The organism is Sphingobium sp. JS3065, from assembly GCF_026427355.1.
GTDB lineage: Bacteria > Pseudomonadota > Alphaproteobacteria > Sphingomonadales > Sphingomonadaceae > Sphingobium.
Map to the genome: position 1 here is coordinate 343,115 of NZ_CP102664.1, position 21,751 is coordinate 364,865.

The following is a 21,751-nucleotide window of genomic DNA, read 5'->3' on the forward strand; positions in this document are numbered from 1 at the left end:
CGGAAGGAGGCAGTTATGGGTGACAAGCAGGGAATGAGCTTCACCCCGCGCAGCGGCGACACGCATGTGATCGGGGAAGATGGCGAGGTGGTGAACGTCGATGCTCAGACGCGCAGCGGCGTCGACAGCGCAATGGTCGAGGTGCCGCAGGCCGGTACAGGCGAGGGTGCGCAGGGCGACGGCAGCGATGGTCATCTGCCGCACGGCCGACGCGGCAAGGCCGCGTCCTGACACGACGTTTCAATCTGAAAGGACTGTGACCGATGGGTGATTTCCTGATCAAGAACCGCCTGGTGCTGGCGAAGGTGGAAACCACCGCCGGCGTCGATGCCTCTCCCACCCCGTCGGCCGACGCCGTGCTGTGCGAGGAACCGCGCGTCGCGCCGAATATGGAGCTGGAGCGCACCAATGAGGTGACGGGTTCGCTCGACAGCCCGCAGTCGATTGTCGGTGGCGGCTATGTCGAGCACAGCCAGCGCATCTTCGCCAAGGGTTCGGGCACGCCCGGCACGCCGCCGGAAATGGACCCCTATCTGAAGGCGTCAGCCCTTGGCCTCACCACCCTGGCGGCGGCCAGCACCGGCACGGCGCAGGCCGGCGCGGCGGCCAGCATCACGCTGGCGGCGGGCGCGCCGTCGACGGACCTCAAGGGCTTCGTGATCGTGACGACCGGCGGCGTCGGTTCCGGCCAGACCCGCGTCATCACCGGGTACAACACCACCACCAAGGTCGCGTCGGTCTATCCAGATTGGGACACCGCACCGGACGCCACCACCACCTATTCGGTGAAGGCGGGCAATCTCTACGTGCCGGCGTCGACAGCGCTGAAGAACATCACCAGCTATGTCTATCAGAAGAATTCGGGCGTCGGGAACGCGATCCTGAAGAAGCTGATGGGCGGCGCCGCGAACTGCGCCTTTGCGATCCAGACCCGTCAGACGGGCCGCTTCACCTTCACGGTGCGCGGCAAGCTGAGCGATCCGGAGGATGTGGCGAATCCGGCGGCCGGGGTGTTCGACGCCACCCGTCCGCGTCCGCTGCGCGACGCCGACGCCTTCCTCGACGGGACGCGGGTCTGCTTCCGCAACTTCACGCTCGATTGGGGCAATGTGCTGACGCAGGCCGACTGCCCCGACGAGCAATATGGCTATGACGTCGCGCGGGTCACCGATCGGCGGGCCACGGGCCGGATCAACCCGCAGATGAAGACGCTGTCGGAGCGCAATGCCTGGGGCGACATGGTGGCCGGGACGACCAAGCCGCTGTGGCTCAATTGGGGCGAGGTAGACGGCAACCGCATTTCCCTGTTCATCCCGGCGATCGCCTATACCGGCAATGAGGAAGAGGATCTGGACGGCATCGCCGCAGACGGCCTCCCCTTCGAAGCGGTCGGGCCCGATAGCTGGGTCTATCTGCTGTTCTGGTGAGGCGCGCATGACGACCGTGTTGAACAACCATCGCCATGTGAAGACGCTGGGCGGCGTGGACTATGCATTCCGCCGCCCTGACCTGTACGACCTGCCCGCGATGCGGCGGCGGCTGCGCATGGCGCGGGTGCGTCGCCCCTCGCTGCTGGAATATCGGACGATCGGCGCCGAAGGCGCGCGCCGGATCGGGGAAGCCGCTGGCGATGCGGTGGAGGGCACCCGCCAGGCCGAGATCATCGAACGCTGGTACGACCTGCTGGTGCCGCTCGATGAAGACAAGATCGACGAACCGGACCTGGAGGCGCGCGCCAGGCTGTTCGAGCAGCAGCAGGCGGAACGCCGCGCCGAAATGGCGGCGCTCTATCCCGATGTGCTGGCGATCGAGGCGAATCTCGACCGTCACAGTTCCGATTGGGCGGAGCTGAAGGCGGATGCCGACTATTGGGAGGAGATCAGCCGGATCGACGCTGTTCGCCTGCTGCTGGTCGAGATTGGCGGCAGGACGTTCCCGCGCGATGCCGACGGGCTGATGATCGAGGAGGGGTATCAGAGCATCCCCGCCCAGCACCGGCTGCACCTGGGCACCTTCGCGCTGGGCCTGCTGGCGCCGGATGAGGTCACAAGAAAAAACTGATCATCGCCGCCGCCTGGGCCTTCGACCCGGCGGCCTATGACGGCGGCGAGGAATATACCCCGCGCAGTCCCTTGCGCGGCGACTCCTTCATCGCGCAGGAGCCGGCGGGCGTCCGCTGGCTGCATGTGCATCCCGAATATCTGGTCGACGACGAAGTCGCGCTGATCGTGCGGCTTGCCCGGCTGTGGCGCGACGGCGTGCTGCCCGAAGAGGGCGGGGCGCTCGCGCAATCGGCTTGGACCGTCGCGGCCGTCAGCATCGTGCTGAAGGCCTGGGCCGATCTCCAGGCCGCCCGCGATCGGAAGACCCGAAAGGATTGACCGCATGGCTCCTCCTTCCCGCGCCGTGAACCTGGCGCTGCGCATCGTCGGGATTACCGATGCGGAGCGCGACTTCAAACGGGTGGGCGACGCGGGCGGCAAGGCGTTCCGCGACATCAGCCAGGAAGCGCTGGACGCGGAGAAGGCGGTTATCCGCCTCACGAACGCCGAGAAGTCCGCCGCGCTGGTTGCGGAGCGCCGCCGCACCGCCCGGTCGGAAGCGCGGGCCTTGTTCCCCAATGGCAGTGATTCGCCGTCATCGGTGCGGCAGCAGCGGCGCCGCTATGTGGCCGACGCCGTATCGAAAGCTGAAGCCGCGATCGACGATGCGCAGGGTGCGCAGGCGCTGGAGAATCTGGCAACCCGTTCGGCTGCTGCTGAGGCGCGGTTGGTGGCGTTGGGGCGCGCCGCGGGCCTCGCCGGCGTGGCCATCGTTGCGCTTGGGGTCGCGACCTATAAGGTGGCCGACGCCTCTGACGAGCACCACAAGGCCCTCGAAGCCTTCAACCGGCAGATCGAACTCACCGGTAACGTGTCTGCGGCAACGTCCGAAGAACTGGAGCAGTTCGCGGACAAGGCGGCGCGCACCAGCATTGCCACGGAAAAGACCGCACTCCAGGCTGCGGCCACTCTGGCGAAGGTGCCGGGTCTTGCCCGCGAGACGCTGAACGAAGCGCTGAGCGTCGCCGGCGATCTGGGGGATGATCCGGAGGCGATCACCCAATGGGCTGAGAAAATGGGAAGCGTGCTGAGCGCGCTCGCCCGCGACGATATAGAGGCGTTGCGCACCGCCTTGGCCGATACCAATCCCGAATTGCAGATCACCGTCATGCGTCTTGCGGAAGCGGGCAAGACTGCGGAGGCGCAGAAGGCCTATATTCAGGGCCTCGCGCGGGCGGCCAGTGGGTCGGGCGGCCTGGACGAATCGGCGCAGTCGGTGGGCGAGGCGTGGGACCGCATGCTGACCCGGATCGGTGACAGTTCCGGCGTCACCAGCGGGCTGATCAGTCTATTTGATGGGATCGCCAACGCCATCGACCGGACCGCGGACCGCGTCGCAAACTTCGGCACGCGTGTCGCCAACTTCTACCGCTGGGCGCGAGGGCAGCAGCAGGAACAGGAAATCCGTTCTCCCTTCGCGACGCCGATCGACAACATGCTGGCCATGGGGCGGCAGGCGCAGGGCCTTGCGACCGATGCCGCCGCGCGGGCGCTGATGGCGAAACCGGACCGGCCTTCCCGATCTGGCAGAGGCGGCAAGTCCGACGCGGAGCGGGAAGCCGAACGACGCGCCCGCGAAGCGGAGCAGGCCCGGCAGGCGGCGGACCGCATCAAGCAGTCGAACGATGAGGTGATCGCCAGCTACAAGCAGCGGGCCGATGAGGCGCAGGCCCGGCTGGGGCTGGAGGGTGACGCGCTGGAAGCGGTCGTCCGTCAACAGACGATCGACGCCGCGGCGCGCCGCATATCGATGGATCTGGTCGAAAAGGAAGTCACGGCGCGCAAGCTGGCGGCGAAAGGACAGTTCGACGAAGCCCAGGCCCGCGCCGAAGCGACGGCGATCGTCAACCAGCAGACCGATGCGGTGCGGCAATATGCCGCCGCAGAATATGACGCGGCGCAGGCGCAGAAGTTGTTTCAGGAACGGCAGCGCATCGCCAATCAGCTATTCGACGAAACCCGCACGCCGCTGGAGCGAATCGCGCAGGAGGTCGCCAATGTGCAGGCGGCGTTCGATAGCGGCGCCATCAGCGCCTTTACCTTCAGTCGCCGGATGAAGCAGCTTGCCCAGGACTATGTCGACACCGGCAGGATGGGCAGCCGGGTGTGGGAAGGTTTCGGCCATGACGTAGGGCGCACGCTGAGCGATATCGTGCTGAACGGCGGGACGGCCCGCGACGTGCTGATGGAGTTGATCCGGCTGCCGCTGGAGCGGCTGCTGGCGCAGAATGTCGAGGCGCCGATCGCAAAATTCGTCGACGGCCTGACCGGCAACGATGTCGAGAAGAATGTCGCCAAGGCGAAGACCGACATTCTGCCGGGACTGCCGCAGCAGCTCGGTATCCAGGCGGAGCCGGAATTCATGCGGCTGACGACCGCGGCCGGCATGGCTGCCGATGCGCTGACTCGCGTGGCGGTGGCCGGTGGGTCGCCCGTGGTCGATCCGCTGGCCGATGTCGGCACCGAAGCAGCCAAGGCGGCGGAGGGCATGAACGCCATCAGCGGCCAGTCCGCGCAGCTCGGCTCCGCCTTCAACAGCCTGATTGCGATGGCGGCCGGTGGGTCGGTGTCGGGCGGCGGTGGCTTCCTCGGCACGGTCCTCGGCCTGGGCGCCAAGCTGGTGGCACCGGCTATCGGCGGCGGACCCGTGACCAGCGCCGGCACCGATGCTGTCTATGGCGGGACGCTGGGCGGCATCTATCACGATGGCGGCACGGTGCGACCCGGCGGCAAGCAGCGGGTTATGCCGTTCGACATGGGCGCATTGCCGCGCCTGCATAACGGCACGCTGCGCAACGACGAGTTCGCCGCCGTGCTTCAGCTCGACGAGGAAGTGCTCGACCGCTCGCAGGCCCGCGCCTTCCGCACGCTGCTGCGCGGCGGTTCGCCGCGGCGGCAGGAAAGCGGCGGCGGCGGTCCGACGATCGTCAACAATTGGAACATGCCCGCCACGCCGGACCGTCGCCGGACTGGCGCGGAAGTCGCGCGGCGGCAGGCCGAGCAACAGGATGATTATCGTCGGAGGGGCTTGGCATGACGGACGATGTGCGCTTGCCGGAGAAGTGGTCGAAAGGGTCCAATGGCGGCTTTGAATTCTCGACCGAGTCTGTGAAGACCGACGATGGCGGAACGGAGCGGAACGAGAATTGGGCGTTCCCGCTTCGCCGCTATGAAATCTCCCATAATGTGAAAACGATCGAGGACATTGCCTTGCTGCGCGCTTTCCATGCGGCGCGGCGCGGGGCGTCCCGGTCGTTCCTGTTCAAGGACTGGATCGACTATACCTCCAAGGCGGATGGCAATTCCGCAGCGGCCATGACCGATCAGCCTTTGGGCACCGGTGATGGCGTGACCACCGCCTTCCAGCTCGTGAAGCGCTATGCCGATGCCGTCAGCCCGATCGACGTGCCGGTGCTCTGGCCGGTCGCGGGGACCTTGCTCATCGCCAAGAATGGCGTGGCCGCGCCCACCGGCTGGTCGGTCAACCGGGGGACCGGGATCGTCACCTTCACCTCGGCTCCGGCTCTCGGCGTGGCCATCACCGCCGGCTTCCAGTTCGATGTGCCCGTGCATTTCGAGGATGATCTGCTCCGCATCAGCTGGGACACGATCAACAGCCGCAGCGCCGGCAGCGTGCCGCTGGAGGAAGTGCGCGCATGAGCAGGACGATTCCGGCGGAGTTGATCTCGCATCTCGCCTCTTCGTCGCGATCATTGGCCTGGTGCCTGCGGATTGACGCGGCAAACGGCGCGAGCGTCGGGTTGACGACACATGATCGCACTCTGTCGATCGACATCGGTGACGGGATGCTGGCCTATTCAGGCGGCCTCACCATGTCCGAGGTCGTGCTTTCCGCCGGAATGGGGGCCGATAATTTTCAGGCGAGCGGACCTTTGGGGCCGCTCTTTACGGCGGAAGATATTCTAGGAGGGCGCTGGAATAAGGCGCGCTTCAGGCTTTTTGAGGTGAACCACAGGTCGCTCACATCGGGCGTCATCAAGATTCTCGGCGGGAAGCTGGGTCAGCCGATGGTCAAGGGCCGCTCCTTCTCCCTGGAAGGGCTGGGTCACACGGCTAGCTATAATCAGGAAATCGGCCGGGTGACCTCGCCCTACTGTTCGGCCACCTTTGGCGATTCCCGTTGCAAATATCCGTTGCTGCCGGCGCCATGGGCCGCATCCCTCGCCGTCGAGGAGCGCGGCGCATGGGATGCCGGGGTCGGAAGTTTCGTTCGGCCGACGACGTTCAATGGCTTCCATTATGTCTGTTCGGCGGCGGGCACCACCGGCGCATCGGAGCCGACATGGCCCACGACGCTGGGCGCCACGGTCGCGGATGGCAGCGCGGAATGGACCTGCATCAAGGCGGCCACGATTGAGGCCGTGGTCGCGACGGTCTCCGATGATCTGACTTTCACCTTGGCCGTGTTGCCGATCGGCACCGTGAACGATGAACTGAATTATGGCCGGGTCGCTTTCACCAGCGGGGCGCTGGCGTCCGATCCCGAGATCGAGATTTTCGACTGGATCGCCACCACCCGCACCGTCGCCCTCTATGCGGGCATGGCGACGCTGCCTTCGCCCGGCGACACGCTGGTGATTCGGCGGCCATGCCAGAACACGCGCACCTTTTGCCGGGATGATTGGGCGAACACCTGGAACTTCCGGGGCGAGCCGGATCAGCGGGGCAGCGACCAGGTGCTGCGCGGCCCGACGGGAGGGGCGTGATGGTCACCAGAGCGGAAATCGTGGCGGAAGCGCGGCGTTGGATCGGGACGCCCTATCATGAGCAGGCGAGCGTCCGGGGTCGCGGTTGCGACTGCAAGGGGCTGGTGGTCGGCGTCGCGCGGGCCTGCGGATTGCCCGAGGCAGAGGGATTCCATGCCTGTCTCGCCAATTATGGCCCGCGCGTGGACGTCGCGCTGTTGCGGCGTGGACTTGAAAGCGAGCTGAGGCAGGTCGCCATTCCGCGCCCGGGCGATGTGCTGCTGCTGCGCGTCCGCGGGAAGCCCCAGCATTTGGGTTTGATGGTCGAGGGCGGTCGAATGGTTCATTGTTGGGGCGCGGGAATGCAACAGGTCGTTTCGGCTGCCTGGACCGTGGGCAGGGCGCAGCGGGAACTGGATTCGGCGTGGGCTTTCCCCTCGCTGCTAGCCGCCGAGGAGGCTGTGTATGGCTGATCCGGTCTCGCTGGGTTTCACCCTTGTCCTCACGGCGGGGCAGATGGGCCTTCAGGCTTCTCGAAAGATCGAAGGTCCGCGTCTCGACGACCGGACCGTCAGCCTTGGCGATCCGGGGGACAGTAAGAATTATTTTCTGGGAACGCGCCGGTTCGAAAGTTGCAGCTTTCTATTCGCGGAAGACCTGCATGAGGTGAAGAAGAGGCGGAAGACCAAGGGGGGCAAATATACCGAGTATAAATATTACGGCACTTGGGCAAACCACATTGCCGATCATCCTATCGACGGGGTGACCCGCATCTGGCTCGACAAGCATCTGGTGTTCGATGTCACCGGCGCTGGACCGATCATGCCTTTCGTTTCGTCACGTACTGCCTTTGCGGTTGGTGGGCAGGCAACGGTCAACAATCCCTATTTCACCTTCTATCTTGGCGGGGAGGACCAGGAGCCGGACCCTCGCATGTTGCAAACCGTAGAGGCGCTTCACGGTGAGGGCAGTTGTCCCGCCTATCGCGGGCAGGCGATGGTGGTGCTGAAGGACATCCCGCTGGAGAAGTTCGGCAATCGACTGCCACAGCCGACGATTGAGGCGACCTGCAATCCCGTGCCCGCCTATCCATGGGAAACCTTCGAGGTTTCGGTTCCCGGTAACCGCTTGTGGGGATTTACCTATTCACCTGATCGCTCGATCATGATGTGGGCGCAGGATTCCTCATTCGAATTGTGGGATGTGGCGGCAAGGGCGCGGATGATCGCGGGAACCCTGGCGGTCGACGTCGGCGTGCAGGATGTGTTCGGGGTCACGAACAACGGCGCCGTGTACGCGCTGAGCGGCGGCAGCATCGTCGCCTTCAATCCTGACTTCGCCGGCGTGGCCACGGTCGGTGCTGCGCCTTTCCAGGATGGATTGAGGGTCCTTCAGGACGGCAATGGCGGCGAGCATGTGGTCACCATGGGATCCGCCTTTATTTCCTACTTCTTCACCTGCTCGATCAGCGGGGTGGGCGGCGTCGTGACAATTTCCACGCCGTCGATCGGTGACGGCAGTTCCTGGACGACGCGGGGGGCCTGCACTGACAGCTATGGAGACATCTGGGTGGTCGGCAGCAGGGCTGGTTTCTTCGGAAGCTGGGACGATCTGTTTCTTTACCGGGTCGTGGATAGCGGTGCGCGACCAGGTTCGCTTGGCTTCGCGCACCTCAATGTCGGCGCCTTCGCCAATGGCGCGCCAGCGGAAATCGCGCACTATGACGGGCATTTCATCGTTCACTGGAACAATGCCCTGCTGGTCAAGATTGAAGACGAGACCCTGACTATCGTGGATTCGGTTGCCCGCGGCGGCGATCCCTACAACACCCCGAAGCAATGGGCTAACCTGTTCCCCGGCTCGCCCACGATCTGGCTGAACGGCGCGGAGGTTTCCCTTTCAACCTTGCAGGTCGTCCGTACCGTCACATTTGCCGATTGGAAGGCGGAGGATGCGGATGGGGTCATCTATGATCCATTGAACCATGCCCTTATCTGCTTCCCGCAGTTCTCTCTGGTGATCACCTGGCGCTATCTGGACCGAATCAACGGTGATGGCGTGACGATTGCGGCCTGCATCGACATGGTCAGCGGAATGGCAGATGCCGGATCTGACGATTACAACGCCGCGCTGTGCACCGACACGATCGATGGGTTCAGTTTCACGGCAGGGGTGGCGAAGTCCATCCTTTCGCCGCTGCTGGAGGCGCATGACATCGATCCCGTCTCGGAAGACTTCATCGTTCGGTTCCGTCCCCGGAGCGGGACGGTCGAGGGTGACGTTCCGTCGGGAAAGATCGTACCAACGGGGGAATCCCGGTTTGCCGTCAACCAGGCGAAGGATGAGGATCTGCCGTTGCAGGTCACCATGACCTTTGCTGATGTCGACAAGGATCAGCAGGATAATCTCGCCGTCTCGGCCCGCGCCGCCGACGCGGTGAGGACGAAGCGGATCACGCCGATCGACATGCGGAACATGGCAACCGATGCGGATAACGCCCGCCATTTGGTCGACCGCTTCATGCGGCGGCAGCATGCGGAAAAGGAAAGCTACGACCTTTCCCTGTCAGACAGGTTTCGCAGGATCACGCCGGGAAGCGTCTATACGCTCAATCTCGACGATCTGACTCGGATCGGTCGTTGCGTCTCCACCCGCATCGGCGCCGACCGCGTGACCGAGACCCGATGGGTCCGCGACAATCCATCTCTGGCCGGCCGCAGCGCTGGCCGAGGGGCGGCGCTGGATTCGCGCACGGCCGAGCGCATCCAGGTGCCCTCGATTTCCAAAGGCTTCATCCTCGACGTGCCGCTGCCCACCGATGCGGCGGACGATCCGACGCCCTTCATGCTGGTGGCAGCCGCGCCCTATTCCTCCGGCGTCTTCTGGACCGGCGCAACCGTCTATGTCAGCGACACCGGCGACGAGGACGAATATGAGCCGGACTGGGCTTATATCTCCTACCAGAGCGCGGCGACCTGGGGCTACTGCAACGGTTCGCTGGGAGATGCGCTGCCATGGGTGCCGGACAACGGCAACAGCGTGAACGTCGCCGTTCAGAACGGCCTGCTGACCAGCGTCACCATGGATCAACTGTTGAACGATGCGACGCTCAACCTCGCGCTGATCGGCTCCGAATATGTCCAGTTCGCGACCGCTACGCTGGAGGGGGACGGAACCTACACGCTCTCCGGCTTCCTCCGGGGGCGCCGGGGGACGGAACAGCAGATCGGAACGCAGCTCGCAGGCGCGCCTTTCCTGCTGATCGACACGGCGTTGGTCAAAAAGACGATGGGCGCGTCGGAGATTGGCGACACCGACTATTACAAGACGGTTAGTCAGGGGCGCGAGGAGGAAACGGCGCGGGCGGAATGGCGCACCTTCACGGCCGCAGCGCAGAAGCCCTATTCTCCCGTCCATGGCGAACTGCTGCTCGACACCGGGACCGGCGACTGGTCGATCGACGCGGTTCGTCGCACCCGCATCGGCGGCGCCAATATCGATGGCCAGGACGTGCCGCTGGGCGAAACAAGCGAGAGCTGGTCCTGCGATATATTGGATGGTGCGGCGGTGGTACGGACCATCACCGGCAGCAGTCTGCCGCTGGGTTATAGCAGCGCACAGCAGACGGCCGACTTCGGGGCGCCCCAGACCAGTCTGAGCGTCAACCTCTACCAGGTGTCGCCGGTGCTTTCTCTGCGCGGCTTTCCCCTCTCGATCACAGCCTAAAAGGACAAAGCATGAACCTGCCACGCACAGGCGGCTCCGAATGGGCGGAGGCGCAGGCCACGCCATGGAACACCGTCAATCCGACCATGCGCGGCCTGGATGCCTTTGCCACCCGGGCGATCATAGAAGACCGGAACCTGACGGCGCCGCCCGGCGCCTGCGACGACGGCGCATGCTATCTGGTGGCGACCTCGCCCACCGGCGCATGGTCGGGCGAGGCGGGCATGCTGGCGGTCGCCAAGGGCGAGGATGCCAGCAACGGCTGGATTTTCATCGACGTCGCCGTCGAGGGCGTTCACCTCTACGTGCGGGATGAGGATCTGACGATCTATCATGACGGTGCCGGCTGGGATGTCGTGCCGGTGGCCTCGAATGTGCGTGCCGTATCCTTCCAGGTTGTCGGGTCCGCCCCGACGCTCAGCGAACTGTTGCTCGCCTGGACGCCCGCCGCTGGGGAAACCGTCCTCTTCGCCGACGATTTTGCAGGGGCGACATACAAGAAAACGAGCGCGGGCTCATCCAATCCTGCGTCGACCTATACGATGGACGTCAAGAAAAACGGGGCTTCGGTCGGCAGCATCGCCATTTCGACCAGCGGGACGATCACCTTTGCGACCAGCGGCACGACGGTGTCGATCATCGGCGGGACCGACATTCTGGAGGTGTTCGGATCGGCGACGCCGGACTCGGGCGCGGTCGGATACACCTTTACCCTGAAGGGAACATTCTGATGGCGAATGAAATCCTCTTTGCCGGCGGCAGGCTCGACAGCGTGACCCTCGTCGCAGGCACCCCCACCGAAGACACGACCGCCGGTTCGTTCGACAGCACCTATGCCGACTGCTCGCTCTTCATGTCGTCGGCGGTCACGATCAGCTACAATTTCAAGAATTCCTCCTTCGCCGACACGGATGTGGTCACCGGCGAGACCGGTTATGTGCACTTCGAATTCTATAAGACCGGCGGCACCGTCTCGACCGGCGCGATCATCGCGGGCCTTTACGACAGTTCCGGCTTCCCCTGGCTGGCGATCCGCGCGGTGGCGGCGGATTCCCACGGCCTCTATTACAACAGCGGCACGGGTGCTTCGCCCGTCTGGACGCTGTTGGGCAGCGCATGGTCGGTGTCATCGACCGTGCGGTATAAATATGACTTGAAATATACGCTTGGCTCTCCCCATTCCGCCGAGGTGTCGCTGGACAACAGCCTGGTTGCCGGACCCGTGACCTTCACCCAGGCCAGCCTGACCTCGGTGCGATCGGTCCGGCATACGGGCCATACAACATCCTTCAATACGCGCATCAGCCAGTTGATGGCGTCGCGCGGCATCTCGACCATCAACGGCAAGGTCAAATATTCGCGGGCGAGCGGCGCCGGGACCAACAGCGGGTGGACGGGCGCCTATACCAACGTCAACGAGGCGGTGAACTCCGACGCGACGGTCGACAGCACGACATCGGCGGGCGTAAAGCAGACCTATGCGATGGGCGACGTAACGGTGCCGACCGGCTTCGCGATCAAGGCTGTGTTTCACTTCCTGCGCGCCAAGAATGACGGATCGTCGCCATCCAACATCAAATCGACGCTCCGGTCGGCCAGCACCGACTATTCATCGGGCAATCTTTCGGGAATCGGCACCAGTTTCGGCGCGATCGGCATGCGCTATGACAATGACCCGGCGACCAGCTCGCCCTGGACGCAGTCGGGCTGGAACGCGGCCGAGGCTGGATATGAGAGCGCCGCGTGACGGACACGGTAGCCAGCCAGGCCGCCTATCTGGCGCTCGCCCAGCCCGGCGCAGTCGTATCGACGGAGACCGTGTACCTGGCGATCACGTCGGTGCGGATGGAGGTGACGGCGCAGACTGCCTACCTCGCCCTGATCGATGAGACCCCGCCGACCGGGCGGCGGCGGCAGATCGTCATAAGCTGAAAAAAAAGGGGGCGGCTATGCCTGATCCGGGGGCAGGTGGAATATCGTCGGGCGAGGTCGGGGGTGTCGTCGCCGGCTTGGTCGCGGCGGCGGTCGCGATCGGGAAGGGACTTGGCTGGCTGCTGAACTGGCGTGACGCGCGGGCGAACACGCGGACGGCGAAGCTCGACAAATGGCACGATGAGTTGGAGCGGCGCGAGAAGGAACTCGACGCCAAGCTGGAGGACCGCATGGAGAGCTTGGAGCGGCAGGTGGCCCAGCACACGGCCGCGCTCGATAAGTGGCGCATGGCCTTCCACCTCGTCGCCGCCGAACTGCTCCAGCGGCATCCCCAATCAACGGCGCTGATGCAGGCTCAGAAGATTCTCGCGGAAGCCTTCCCGGTCAGCCTGACCGTGCCCGACGACATGGCGGCGGCGCTCGGCCGGATCGACGCGGCCGACGGCCGATAGAGTTCGCACATCATCGACATGCAGGGCGCCATGGGCGCCTTTTTTTATGGGAGAATGCTATGGGTTCGACAGATCCCGCATGGCTCGTGGCTGCGCGGCAACTTCTCGGTACGCGCGAGGCGGCCGGGATCGCGAACAGTGCGACGATCCTCGGCTGGGCCAAGCTGCTGGGCCTGAAGGTGCTGGGCATCGTCTACAACGCCGACAGCGTGCCCTGGTGCGGCCTGTTCGTGGCGCACTGCCTGCGCGCTGGCGGCGTCGATCTTTCCGGCATGAAGGTCGGGGTACGTGCGAAGGCATGGGCCATGTGGGGCGCCAATCTGGCGGCTGATTTCCTTTCGCCGGGGGCGATCCTTGTCTTCGAACGCGAAGGGGGTGGCCATGTCGCCTTCTATGTGGGGGAGGATGCCACCCATTATCATGTCATCGGCGGCAATCAGGGGGACCGGGTCAGCATCATGCGACTGGCCAAGAGCCGCTGCATCGCCCGGCGCTGGCCCCGTGGCGTCCCCGTTGTCGGCGGCCCTGTCCGTCTCGGCGTTTCCAGCGCGCCTGTGTCGAGGAATGAGGCATGACCCTGCTGCCGGATACGTCCGACTGGTCAGCCAGCGACTGGCGCCGCCTGATCGGGATCGTCTTCCTCGGCGCGGGCGGCGTTGCCTGCACGGTCATCGCCGGGAGCGCGCTCACCGTCATCGCGGAAAAGTCCTCCAGCCCATGGCCTGCTGCCTATTTCGGCTATGGCTGCCTGGTGCTGATCGGCATCGTCCTGACGGGCCTCTCCGCGATCCTCGGCCGGCGCACCTTCAAGCTGAAGCTGGGCGGCAACACCGTTGAGAGCCTGGGCGAAGATACGGTCGACGCGATCCAGAAAGCCGCGGAGCAGCCGTAGCGCTCCGGTCCCCTCCATCCCTTTTCATCATGAGGAGCAGTGCCATGTTCGGAATCCGCATCATCTCAAAATCGAAGCTCAATGAACTGAAGGCCGCCGCGGCGGTCGCCATGGCGATCGTGCCGACGGAAACCGCCAAGGCGGTGCTGGCGCTCAAGCAGACGAAAATAGGAGAGGCGGTTGCCATCGACATCGAGGCGATGTCCTCCAAGAGCATGACCGGCGCGGAAAAGTTCGAGGCGGTCCTTTCCAACACTATACCGCTGGTCGTCGAATTTCTCACCGATGGAGGACTGAACGCGGCGCTCGATGAGGTCGAGGACATTGGTCGTGCTCTGGTCCAAAGCATATTCAACGATTTCAAGTGGAACGCCGCAGGCAAGCTCGCAAAGGCGATCCTCAGGCTGGTGGGCTTGGGCTGACAGAGCGGGCAATTTAACTATCACCTTGGATATATTCCGCTTGCGCAGCCGCTTGGCCACTATCCCCCTGAAATAAAACCGAGTCGCACTGGCAGATTGTTGCATTGGGGGTGGAGCGACATGCGGAATTTGAAGCTTATTGTGGCGCTGGCGGCTGTTGCCGCGCCGATAGTGCCCGCGACCGCGGGTAGCCCGGTTCTTATTCAGGCAATCCAGACTGGAGAGGAGTCGGTCCGCTACTATAAGGGCAAGCCCACTCTGGACCTGCATCAGCAGCTTGGATCGGTGCAGGTCTCACCCTTCACCATCGATCGCGGGAGCCTTGTCTTCACCGTCGCGGTCTTTAATCGGGCCGGTGCGCCGGTGAATGTCGGCATCGAAAATGTGACGGCGGCGGTCGACGGCAGTCCCTACAAGGTCATGACGGTCGAGGAGCTGATCAAGAAGGAGCAGGATCGAGCGCGGTGGCAGAAAATCGGTCTGGCATTTCTGGGCGGTCTTGCCGCGTATAGTGCCTCGCAGCCGACGACCTATCATAGTACCTACAGTTCCCCCTGGGGCACCTCGACTTATACCAGCCGCTATTACAGCCCCTATGCCGCCTATAGAGCGGCCGAGATTGGAGCCATGACAGGCTTCGCGATCAACGCCGTCCAGGACCAGCTCGACCGCACGACCGATGCGCTGGGCGAGAATGTCATGCAGTTGACGACGGTCGATCCCGGCAACAGCTACGCAGGCAAGGTGGTGCTGGCGAAGCTGCGGGACAAGCGGCTGCCCAAGCGCGTCCGGATCATGGTCAGCATGAACGGTGAGACCTATCCGTTCGAGTTCCAGGTGGTGAAGATGGGCACGCCTGCGCCGACCTTCACGACGGTGTACCGCGATCCGGCACCGGCCACGGCGCCGGTTCCTGCCGTGTCACCCAGCCCGGGCCAGCCGATGGTTCAAACCGTCAAGGCCATCGCGGTGCCAAAGGCACTGGCTATCCCAGCCAATCAACCCGTTCTGGTCTCGGCTTATGGTGGCCCGATGAAGCGCCGAGCGGACACGCCTTCGGGATGGTGTCTGGTAGTAGGCAGTGACTATCGCGGCACCGGGTCACTAAACAGTCCTGCTGTGACGACCAGTATGCCGAGATGCCCAATCTAGGGCTTTTGCAATTACAATTCCTTGGAATAGCCGGCGGGTCCTGCAATCTCACAGCCTGACTAGCCCCTGAACCGATTGACGACCCTTTTCCATTCCCGTTGGTCGGGTAGGGGGAGGGTGATGGACGGCATTTCGCGGACCATCTCCAGCTTGACGGGTCGAACCCGCTTTCCATGGCGCCGGCCGCATTCCCGGCACCACAGCTTTTCGCGGACGCGGCCGAGACGTTCGTCCATGCCGTGGCGATGAAAGTGATACCAAAGGCCATGCGGATCGAAGATCGCCGCATGGCCGCACTGGCAGATGGCCTTCACGCCATAGTGCCATGCCGCCGCCTCGAACAGGCAGGTGGCGAGCTTCATGCCATCCTTGTAGCGGGCCATTACTCGGCCGGCGGGCGAGCCTCACGCTGCGCCCACGCAAGCGCGCCCAGCATAAAGGGACCGTCGTCCCGCTTCCCCTCCCTGATCTCTGAAATGAACTGCCGGTTGCTCAACCCGCGCGCCTCCAGCGCGCACGCGACCGCGTCGCGCACGTCCTCTATGCGTTCCATGATGTCCTCCAATGCGTGAACGTATGAAGAACATATGGCGAGTCGGTCAAGCCTCATGGGCGCAACGATTGGAAGGTGTTTGGCCGGTCAGACCCGGAATTTCTTGAGCGGACTGTCTAGGCGGTAACGTTCCTCCGCTACCATCCCCTTTTCCGGAAGCTTCCACAGACTTCCGGATTCTTCCGGAAAATCGCAGAATTCCTAGGGGTTGCGGGTGATTCGCGTCCATGTGCAGCCGAGCGCTTCCGCATGCAGCCAGATTTGGCGTGGGGGTATTTTGGGGGTATTTTCTCGGGGTACGCAAATGGAGCGATACCCCCAATGCCTCTCAAAGAGTTGGAAGCCAAAAACGCCAAGCCAAAAGACCGTGCCTATAAACTGGCCGACAGTGAGGGATTGTTCCTCCTGGTGCAGCCAAACGGTTCAAAGCTTTGGCGTATGAAGTACCGGTTCGGCGGCAAGGAGAAGCTGCTGTCGTTCGGTGCCTATCCTGATCTGGGGATTTCTGCTGCGCGCGAAAAACGTTGTGCGGCCAAACAGTTGCTCGCCCAGAGCAAGGATCCGATGGCCAACAAGGCGGACATGATGCCTGAAGGCGCGGCTACATTCTTGTCCGTTGCTCAACGCTGGCACGAGAACCGAGAATCAAGCCTCGATGCTGCCCATTCGCAGCGCGTCTGGTCACGGCTAGAACGCGATGTGTTCCCCGCCTTGGGGAGCAAGATGATGCATGAGATCACTCCGCCAGACGTGCTTGAGATGATCCGTAAGATTGAGGCGCGGGGAGCTCTGGATATCAGCCGTCGGGCCAAGCAGGGTGTCGGTCAGATCTTCCAATTCGCGATCGCTTGTGGATTGGTATCTTCCGATCCGACTACCCACCTGCGGGGCGCCTTGAAGCCTCGTCCGCGCGTCAAGCATATGAGCCGGCTGCCGCTGACTGAGTTGCCTCAGTTCTTGCTGAAGCTCAAAAAGTATGAGGAGGAGGGAGACCGGCGGTCTGCGATCACTCGCGACGCTGTGACGTTTGCGCTCCTGACTTGGGTCAGAACCAAGGAGCTTCGGTTCGCTGTGAGATCCGAGTTTGAAGACCTGGACGGCAAAGCGCCGGTTTGGCGGATTCCCGCTGAACGGATGAAGATGGGCCGCGAGCACTTTGTGCCGCTCTCAAAGCAGGCTGCAACGATCGCCCAGCGCATGATTATCGCCAGTACCGGCGAATTCCTGTTTCCCGGGGTGGCGCCGAAGAAGCCGCTGTCCGAGAATACCATGATCTATGCTTTGTATCGCCTCGGATATCATTCGAGGCAGACTGTGCATGGCTTCAGGGGACTTGCGAGCACGTGGGCAAACGAGCAACTGGTTGAATTCGGCAAACCGGCCATGTGGATACGAAGGTATCACGAGGACTGGGTCGAAATGCAACTGGCCCACTCAGAGGACAATGAGGTGCGCGGGGCCTACAATGCTGCCGAGTATTTGGTCCCACGGCGCAGGATGATGCAGGACTGGGCTGACTTTCTCGCCGATCAGGAGAAAATGGGTTCGTCGCAAACACGCAAGAAGGCTGCTTGAGCCAGCGTTCGCCATTGGCCGCTATGCGCTGCCAATCCAGTCAACGCGCAGACGATCGAAGCCGGTGACTACCCCTTCCACGATGACCTTGCTCCCGACAAGGTCATCGCCGCATTCGTCGCGCTCGAGGATCCATACTTCATCCTCGTTTGTGGTCAGGATCAAGCCGCGTTGGCCGTGGCTCAAAATACCGACCACGCGTTTGCGTGAGCCACTCAAATCAGACCTCTTCATTGTCAGAATCGCCAACGGTTGAGCACATCCCGGACGTAGCCAGGAGTTTCGCCGTTGAGCGGGATGCCTCCGGAGCGTTCCACGGCGCCGGGGCCAGCGTTGTAGGCGGCCACCGCGAGGTGAACCACCCCAAACTTGTCGAGCATCTGCCGCAGGTAGCGCGCGGCTCCCAGGAGGTTTTCCTTCGGGTCGAACCGGTTCGAGACTCCGAGGTCACGCGCGGTGCCAGGCATCAGTTGCCCAAGGCCAGCCGCTCCAGCTCTACTGACGGCGACAGGATTATACCGCGATTCGGTCCAGATGAGCGCGTCGAGCAGCCCCGAAGGCAGAGAAAACTGTGCCTCAGCGGCATAGACGTGCGGCAAGTACACCGCCCTCCTGAAGCTTGTCGCCTGTTTGGCCGAACCGCGGATCGGCTTGGTCGCATAGAATGGGTTAGGTCCGATAGAAGGAGCCATCGCAACGGCTTGTTCGGATGCCGGGGCTTTCCACACTCCATGCGTCACCAGTTGAAAACCGTCGGGCTTTTCCTCCACGCGAAAACCCGTGGTTTGTAGTTCCTGGTTTTCGGGCGGGGCGGCTATTTGCTCCTGGGCAAACGCAGGTGGCCCGCTGCATACGCATGCTGCCACCATGGCCAAGCCAACGAATTTCAGTCTCATCGTCGATTCCTTCTCTAGCCGAATCGCGTGAGAACATATAAAGAACATAGGTTGTAGGAAAACGCATTGTAATGGGCGCAGAGCGGAGGCTGCGCGGTGGAGGCATGTTGGACTGGAGATAGCCCATGCCCCGTACCCGAGTGCAGGAACGCCTGGAAAAGCGTGCCCGAGAAATTGTCGAAGCCCTTGATGGCACCTGGTCGCGGTCACGCGGCATGTGCTGCTGCCCTGCACATGACGATCGGACGCCGTCGCTGAGCGTCACCATCGGCGTCCGCGCGATCCTGTTCCACTGCTTTGCCGGGTGCTCGAATGAGGCGGTCCTGGCGAGCCTGGGCCGGATCGGTGTCAAAGCTGCCGAACTCTTCGACGGCAGAGGGGAGCCGATTGCGGCGCGGACCAGGGACGACGTTGTAAACCAGAACGCCCTCAGGCTGTGGCGGGCAGCCTCGGCCCTGACGGATGGCCCGGCACAAGCCTATCTTGCGGGCCGCCAGATCAGGATATCGTCGCCCGACCTACGCTACCACGCTCGTACACCGCTTGGCCCCAAGGGATCGGTTCGGTTTCTGCCTGCCATGCTCGCCGCTGTTCGCAACGACGAGGGCATACTGGCACTTCACCGGACATTCCTTGAGCCGAAAACTTCCAGCTTGGCGCGTTTCGATGGCCCCAAGCGCGCGCTGGGCAGCCTTGGCTCGGGCACGGTGCGGTTGGCCATGCCGCGCGGCGGCAGGCTCGGCCTTGCTGAGGGCATCGAAAGCGCACTTTCAGCCCAGCAGCTCTTTGGGATCCCGTGTTGGGCGACTCTCGGCAATGAGCGGTTTGGGCTGGTGACCATTCCTGAAAGCGTGCGCGAACTCCACCTGTTCATCGATCACGATGCCGGTGGCAACCTTGCCGAAGAGCGCGCTCGCGAGGCCTATCATTGCGATGGCCGCCGCATCGTACCGAGGCGCCCCGTGCGGGACGGCGAAGACTGGAACGATGTCCTGACGGCGCGCACCAAGGCTGGCGCCTGAGCAAGTGCAGAGGAGAGAGGGCTTTGGGCCTTTTGAGGCCTGCAAACGGATTGGGTCTCGTCAGGAGGTTCCATGTCCAATTTATCGCCCGCGCTTGCCTTTCCAATCTCTCCCGAGCCTTTGGTCCTTTCGGCAGCAAGATCGCTCGCAGCCCGCCTTGATGCTGGCGAGGTCATCACGCGTCCCATTCTCAACACCGTGCTGGCCGAGCAGTTCGGCGGCAGCGATGCCGATGCCCGCTGGTCGGTCCGCGATGCCCATGCCGCGCTCGAACTCGCGCAAGTCCTCTGGTTGCAGAATAGCCCGCAGCTCAGGCTGTCATCACCGCCCGAAACAGCCAGGGACGTGTTTGACCGGCTTGGAGCCCAGTTGCCGAGCCAGACTGTGCGAAGCGAAGAGCAAATCGAGTTGCAACAGTTTGCCACACCGCCAAACCTCGCCTGGCTTGCCGCACGCGCTTGCGCCTTCGGCGCATCCGAGGTGGCGCTCGAACCATCTGCTGGCACGGGGATGCTGGCGGTGTGGGCCGAGGCCGCTGGTGCCCGTCTTGCCTTGAATGAAATCTCGCCGCTGCGCCGTGAATGCCTTGCCAACCTGTTTCCGCAAGCCACGCTTTCCGGCCATGATGGCGAGCTGATCGACGAATTGCTCGATCCCAATCTTGCCCCCAGCGTCGTCCTCATGAACCCGCCCTATTCCCATGGGGTGGAGCGCGGGGCTGATGGGCGAACGGGCGGTCGGCACCTGCGCTCGGCCTGGAAGCGGCTAACGGCAGGCGGCAGGCTCGTTGCTGTGATGCCAGAGTGGTTCGATCTGCATCGCTTTGTTTCAGGCGCGGCCGGTCCTATCGCTGTGCGCCTCAATGCCCGGATCGAACGCGCTTTCGTGCGTTCGGGCACCTCGATCACGACCAGGCTTATCGTCCTCGACAAGACCCTGCCGAGCAACGATCCCGTTGCCGCGACCACATCCACGCTTTCCGAGCTGTGTGATCTCATCGATACCCTTCCGCTGAGGGAGGCTGCCCAATTCCCGGCGGCGATGGCTACGAGGCCGCAGGGAGCTCTGCTGAGCCTTGTAACTGCGGGGAGCAGGCTGCGTCCTGTGCCACCTGCTCGCGCAGGCGTCTCGACGGGCTTTGTCCCGTGCACCTTCGAGGCGTTGGCCGAACCCGCGCCGATCGCCGAGCAGGTCGGGCATTATCTGCCCTATCGGCCAAGTCGCATTTTGATCCCGGATGCCGCCGATCATCCAACGCCCTTGGTCGAGTCCGTAGCCATGGGTTCGATCACCGCGCCAATCCCGACACAAGTGCCTTTGCTGCCTTCTGGCCTCATCGCCAAGGGACTGCTCTCTTCGGCGCAGGCGGAAACACTGATCTATGCGGCCAATGCTCATGCGCGCGATCTTCCGGGCAGGTTCGCGCCGGAAGACAAAGGCTGCATCCTCAAACCCAGCGCCGAAGGTCATGCCTATCGTATGGGATACTTCCTCGGCGACGGCACCGGGGCTGGGAAGGGGCGCCAGGTCGCCAGCGTCATTCTCGACCGCTGGGTGCGCAGTGAGAAACGCCATATCTGGATATCCAAGAACGAAGCCCTGTTGGAGGATGCACGGCGCGACTGGTTGGCCCTGGGAGGCCTGCCCATCGACATTCAGCCGCTCGGTCAATGGAAGCTCGGCACGCAGGTTTCGATGCGGGAGGGTATTCTATTCGTCACCTATCCGACCCTGCGCTCCGGCAGGAGCGATGCCACCCGTCTCGACCAGATCATCGAATGGGCGGGTGAACATTTCGACGGGCTGATCGTCTTCGATGAAGCGCACGCCATGGCCAATGCCGCTGGGGGTGAGGGTTCGCGTGGCCGTGTCAAAGGTTCAGAACAGGGCATCGCCGGCGTGCGCCTGCAGAACCTGCTGCCCCGCGCCCGAGTGCTCTACGCCTCGGCGACCGGTGCCTCGGACGTCAACAACCTCGCCTATGCCACGCGCCTGGGACTCTGGGGGCCGGAGACTGCCTTTGCCAACCGCGAAACTTTCGTGGCCGATATCCGTGATGGCGGTATCGCTGCAATGGAACTGGTCGCGCGCGATCTCAAGTCACTCGGCCTCTACACGGCGCGCGCCTTGTCTTTCGCGGGCGTCGAATACGACATTCTCGAGCATTGCCTCACAGAGGACCAGATCGAGGTCTACGATGCCTACGCCGAGGCCTGGGCGATCTTATGGCGAGCTGCGCATAAGATGCCTTATCGCGAGGAAGCGGTAATGCGGAGGAGCGCGGCGTAACCGGCGAATTCCCATGATAGTGTGCGCAGTTG

General features: G+C 63.4%; 24 protein-coding genes. 20 read left to right on the forward strand and 4 right to left on the reverse strand.

From position 1 onward, the window contains the following. The first annotated feature begins 15 nt into the window (after window positions 1-15). The 17 genes from NUH86_RS01750 to NUH86_RS01830 all read left to right on the forward strand — a co-directional run bounded on the left by NUH86_RS01750 (window position 16) and on the right by NUH86_RS01830 (window position 15,384). Window positions 16-231 carry a hypothetical protein gene (locus NUH86_RS01750; protein WP_267250986.1) on the forward strand — a complete coding sequence of 72 codons (216 nt, stop codon included), beginning with the start codon at window positions 16-18 and terminating at the stop codon, window positions 229-231. A gap of 32 nt (window positions 232-263) precedes the next feature. Next, window positions 264-1,427: a hypothetical protein gene (locus NUH86_RS01755; RefSeq protein WP_267250987.1), complete on the forward strand. Its 1,164-nt coding sequence runs from the start codon at window positions 264-266 to the stop codon at window positions 1,425-1,427. 7 nt (window positions 1,428-1,434) lie between these two features. Next, a complete protein-coding gene (locus tag NUH86_RS01760) occupies window positions 1,435-2,061 on the forward strand; it encodes a hypothetical protein (RefSeq protein WP_267250988.1) in 627 nt (208 codons plus the stop codon). 71 nt (window positions 2,062-2,132) lie between these two features. Beyond that, complete coding sequence (locus NUH86_RS01765) at window positions 2,133-2,381, forward strand: hypothetical protein (RefSeq protein ID WP_267250989.1); 249 nt, start codon at window positions 2,133-2,135, stop codon at window positions 2,379-2,381. Between the two features lie 4 nt (window positions 2,382-2,385). Further along, window positions 2,386-5,139: a hypothetical protein gene (locus tag NUH86_RS01770; RefSeq protein ID WP_267250990.1), complete on the forward strand. Its 2,754-nt coding sequence runs from the start codon at window positions 2,386-2,388 to the stop codon at window positions 5,137-5,139. Then, complete coding sequence (locus NUH86_RS01775; protein ID WP_267250991.1) at window positions 5,136-5,762, forward strand: DUF2460 domain-containing protein; 627 nt, start codon at window positions 5,136-5,138, stop codon at window positions 5,760-5,762. The genes NUH86_RS01770 and NUH86_RS01775 overlap by 4 nt, the downstream gene beginning before the upstream one ends. After that, window positions 5,759-6,829, forward strand: a complete 1,071-nt coding sequence (locus tag NUH86_RS01780; protein ID WP_267250992.1) for a DUF2163 domain-containing protein — start codon at window positions 5,759-5,761, stop codon at window positions 6,827-6,829. The genes NUH86_RS01775 and NUH86_RS01780 overlap by 4 nt, the downstream gene beginning before the upstream one ends. Beyond that, window positions 6,829-7,281, forward strand: coding sequence for an NlpC/P60 family protein (locus NUH86_RS01785; protein WP_267250993.1), 453 nt, complete (start codon window positions 6,829-6,831; stop codon window positions 7,279-7,281). Before NUH86_RS01780 ends, NUH86_RS01785 begins: the two co-directional genes overlap by 1 nt. Then, complete coding sequence (locus NUH86_RS01790) at window positions 7,274-10,534, forward strand: phage tail protein (RefSeq protein WP_267250994.1); 3,261 nt, start codon at window positions 7,274-7,276, stop codon at window positions 10,532-10,534. The genes NUH86_RS01785 and NUH86_RS01790 overlap by 8 nt, the downstream gene beginning before the upstream one ends. An 11-nt stretch (window positions 10,535-10,545) precedes the next feature. Further along, entirely contained in the window at window positions 10,546-11,265 is a 720-nt protein-coding gene (locus NUH86_RS01795; protein WP_267250995.1) for a DUF2793 domain-containing protein, read from the forward strand. Beyond that, window positions 11,265-12,281 (forward strand): hypothetical protein, encoded by a 1,017-nt coding sequence (locus NUH86_RS01800; protein ID WP_267250997.1) that lies wholly within the window; start codon window positions 11,265-11,267, stop codon window positions 12,279-12,281. The genes NUH86_RS01795 and NUH86_RS01800 overlap by 1 nt, the downstream gene beginning before the upstream one ends. Beyond that, window positions 12,278-12,466, forward strand: a complete 189-nt coding sequence (locus NUH86_RS01805; protein ID WP_267250998.1) for a hypothetical protein — start codon at window positions 12,278-12,280, stop codon at window positions 12,464-12,466. The genes NUH86_RS01800 and NUH86_RS01805 overlap by 4 nt, the downstream gene beginning before the upstream one ends. A gap of 17 nt (window positions 12,467-12,483) precedes the next feature. Beyond that, on the forward strand, window positions 12,484-12,918 hold the full coding sequence (locus tag NUH86_RS01810; RefSeq protein WP_267250999.1) for a hypothetical protein: 435 nt from the start codon (window positions 12,484-12,486) through the stop codon (window positions 12,916-12,918). A 59-nt stretch (window positions 12,919-12,977) separates the two neighbouring features. Beyond that, window positions 12,978-13,493, forward strand: coding sequence for a TIGR02594 family protein (locus NUH86_RS01815; protein ID WP_267251000.1), 516 nt, complete (start codon window positions 12,978-12,980; stop codon window positions 13,491-13,493). Continuing rightward, window positions 13,490-13,810 carry a hypothetical protein gene (locus tag NUH86_RS01820; RefSeq protein ID WP_267251001.1) on the forward strand — a complete coding sequence of 107 codons (321 nt, stop codon included), beginning with the start codon at window positions 13,490-13,492 and terminating at the stop codon, window positions 13,808-13,810. Before NUH86_RS01815 ends, NUH86_RS01820 begins: the two co-directional genes overlap by 4 nt. Window positions 13,811-13,854: 44 nt before the next feature. Then, entirely contained in the window at window positions 13,855-14,232 is a 378-nt protein-coding gene (locus tag NUH86_RS01825; RefSeq protein WP_267251002.1) for a hypothetical protein, read from the forward strand. A 120-nt stretch (window positions 14,233-14,352) separates the two neighbouring features. After that, entirely contained in the window at window positions 14,353-15,384 is a 1,032-nt protein-coding gene (locus NUH86_RS01830; protein ID WP_267251003.1) for a hypothetical protein, read from the forward strand. A 59-nt stretch (window positions 15,385-15,443) separates the two neighbouring features. Here the strand turns inward: NUH86_RS01830 and NUH86_RS01835 are convergent, their stop codons facing one another. Both NUH86_RS01835 and NUH86_RS01840 read right to left on the reverse strand, forming a co-directional pair. Further along, complete coding sequence (locus NUH86_RS01835) at window positions 15,444-15,746, reverse strand: hypothetical protein (protein WP_267251004.1); 303 nt, start codon at window positions 15,744-15,746, stop codon at window positions 15,444-15,446. 20 nt (window positions 15,747-15,766) lie between these two features. Continuing rightward, on the reverse strand, window positions 15,767-15,937 hold the full coding sequence (locus NUH86_RS01840; protein ID WP_267251005.1) for a hypothetical protein: 171 nt from the start codon (window positions 15,935-15,937) through the stop codon (window positions 15,767-15,769). A gap of 321 nt (window positions 15,938-16,258) precedes the next feature. Here NUH86_RS01840 and NUH86_RS01845 point away from each other — a divergent pair, with 321 nt between their 5' ends. Beyond that, window positions 16,259-17,512 (forward strand): tyrosine-type recombinase/integrase, encoded by a 1,254-nt coding sequence (locus tag NUH86_RS01845; RefSeq protein ID WP_267251006.1) that lies wholly within the window; start codon window positions 16,259-16,261, stop codon window positions 17,510-17,512. A 21-nt stretch (window positions 17,513-17,533) separates the two neighbouring features. Here the strand turns inward: NUH86_RS01845 and NUH86_RS01850 are convergent, their stop codons facing one another. Beyond that, complete coding sequence (locus tag NUH86_RS01850; protein ID WP_267251009.1) at window positions 17,534-17,746, reverse strand: DUF5818 domain-containing protein; 213 nt, start codon at window positions 17,744-17,746, stop codon at window positions 17,534-17,536. Window positions 17,747-17,748: 2 nt separating this feature from the next. Next, the gene (locus NUH86_RS01855) at window positions 17,749-18,408 is read right to left on the reverse strand and encodes a lytic transglycosylase domain-containing protein (RefSeq protein ID WP_267251010.1); all 660 of its coding nucleotides are present in this window, start codon (window positions 18,406-18,408) and stop codon (window positions 17,749-17,751) included. 125 nt (window positions 18,409-18,533) lie between these two features. On the opposite strand from NUH86_RS01855, the gene NUH86_RS01860 reads away from it, so the two are divergent. Continuing rightward, a complete protein-coding gene (locus tag NUH86_RS01860) occupies window positions 18,534-19,430 on the forward strand; it encodes a toprim domain-containing protein (protein WP_267251011.1) in 897 nt (298 codons plus the stop codon). A 72-nt stretch (window positions 19,431-19,502) separates the two neighbouring features. Then, entirely contained in the window at window positions 19,503-21,719 is a 2,217-nt protein-coding gene (locus NUH86_RS01865) for a strawberry notch-like NTP hydrolase domain-containing protein (protein ID WP_267251012.1), read from the forward strand. Window positions 21,720-21,751: the final 32 nt, after the last annotated feature.

Bases quoted from the DNA above. Each gene is read 5' to 3' on its own strand.
- NUH86_RS01800 (WP_267250997.1), top strand. From the start codon at position 11,265: ATGGCGAATGAAATCCTCTTTGCCGGCGGCAGGCTCGACAGCGTGACC.
- NUH86_RS01750 (WP_267250986.1), top strand. From the start codon at position 16: ATGGGTGACAAGCAGGGAATGAGCTTCACCCCGCGCAGCGGCGACACG.
- NUH86_RS01755 (WP_267250987.1), top strand. From the start codon at position 264: ATGGGTGATTTCCTGATCAAGAACCGCCTGGTGCTGGCGAAGGTGGAA.
- NUH86_RS01815 (WP_267251000.1), top strand. From the start codon at position 12,978: ATGGGTTCGACAGATCCCGCATGGCTCGTGGCTGCGCGGCAACTTCTC.
- NUH86_RS01810 (WP_267250999.1), top strand. From the start codon at position 12,484: ATGCCTGATCCGGGGGCAGGTGGAATATCGTCGGGCGAGGTCGGGGGT.
- NUH86_RS01780 (WP_267250992.1), top strand. From the start codon at position 5,759: ATGAGCAGGACGATTCCGGCGGAGTTGATCTCGCATCTCGCCTCTTCG.
- NUH86_RS01760 (WP_267250988.1), top strand. From the start codon at position 1,435: ATGACGACCGTGTTGAACAACCATCGCCATGTGAAGACGCTGGGCGGC.
- NUH86_RS01845 (WP_267251006.1), top strand. From the start codon at position 16,259: ATGCCTCTCAAAGAGTTGGAAGCCAAAAACGCCAAGCCAAAAGACCGT.
- NUH86_RS01790 (WP_267250994.1), top strand. From the start codon at position 7,274: ATGGCTGATCCGGTCTCGCTGGGTTTCACCCTTGTCCTCACGGCGGGG.
- NUH86_RS01865 (WP_267251012.1), top strand. From the start codon at position 19,503: ATGTCCAATTTATCGCCCGCGCTTGCCTTTCCAATCTCTCCCGAGCCT.
- NUH86_RS01785 (WP_267250993.1), top strand. From the start codon at position 6,829: ATGGTCACCAGAGCGGAAATCGTGGCGGAAGCGCGGCGTTGGATCGGG.
- NUH86_RS01770 (WP_267250990.1), top strand. From the start codon at position 2,386: ATGGCTCCTCCTTCCCGCGCCGTGAACCTGGCGCTGCGCATCGTCGGG.
- NUH86_RS01850 (WP_267251009.1), bottom strand. From the start codon at position 17,746: ATGAAGAGGTCTGATTTGAGTGGCTCACGCAAACGCGTGGTCGGTATT.
- NUH86_RS01830 (WP_267251003.1), top strand. From the start codon at position 14,353: ATGCGGAATTTGAAGCTTATTGTGGCGCTGGCGGCTGTTGCCGCGCCG.
- NUH86_RS01835 (WP_267251004.1), bottom strand. From the start codon at position 15,746: ATGAAGCTCGCCACCTGCCTGTTCGAGGCGGCGGCATGGCACTATGGC.
- NUH86_RS01775 (WP_267250991.1), top strand. From the start codon at position 5,136: ATGACGGACGATGTGCGCTTGCCGGAGAAGTGGTCGAAAGGGTCCAAT.
- NUH86_RS01820 (WP_267251001.1), top strand. From the start codon at position 13,490: ATGACCCTGCTGCCGGATACGTCCGACTGGTCAGCCAGCGACTGGCGC.
- NUH86_RS01825 (WP_267251002.1), top strand. From the start codon at position 13,855: ATGTTCGGAATCCGCATCATCTCAAAATCGAAGCTCAATGAACTGAAG.
- NUH86_RS01860 (WP_267251011.1), top strand. From the start codon at position 18,534: ATGCCCCGTACCCGAGTGCAGGAACGCCTGGAAAAGCGTGCCCGAGAA.
- NUH86_RS01840 (WP_267251005.1), bottom strand. From the start codon at position 15,937: ATGGAACGCATAGAGGACGTGCGCGACGCGGTCGCGTGCGCGCTGGAG.
- NUH86_RS01855 (WP_267251010.1), bottom strand. From the start codon at position 18,408: ATGAGACTGAAATTCGTTGGCTTGGCCATGGTGGCAGCATGCGTATGC.
- NUH86_RS01795 (WP_267250995.1), top strand. From the start codon at position 10,546: ATGAACCTGCCACGCACAGGCGGCTCCGAATGGGCGGAGGCGCAGGCC.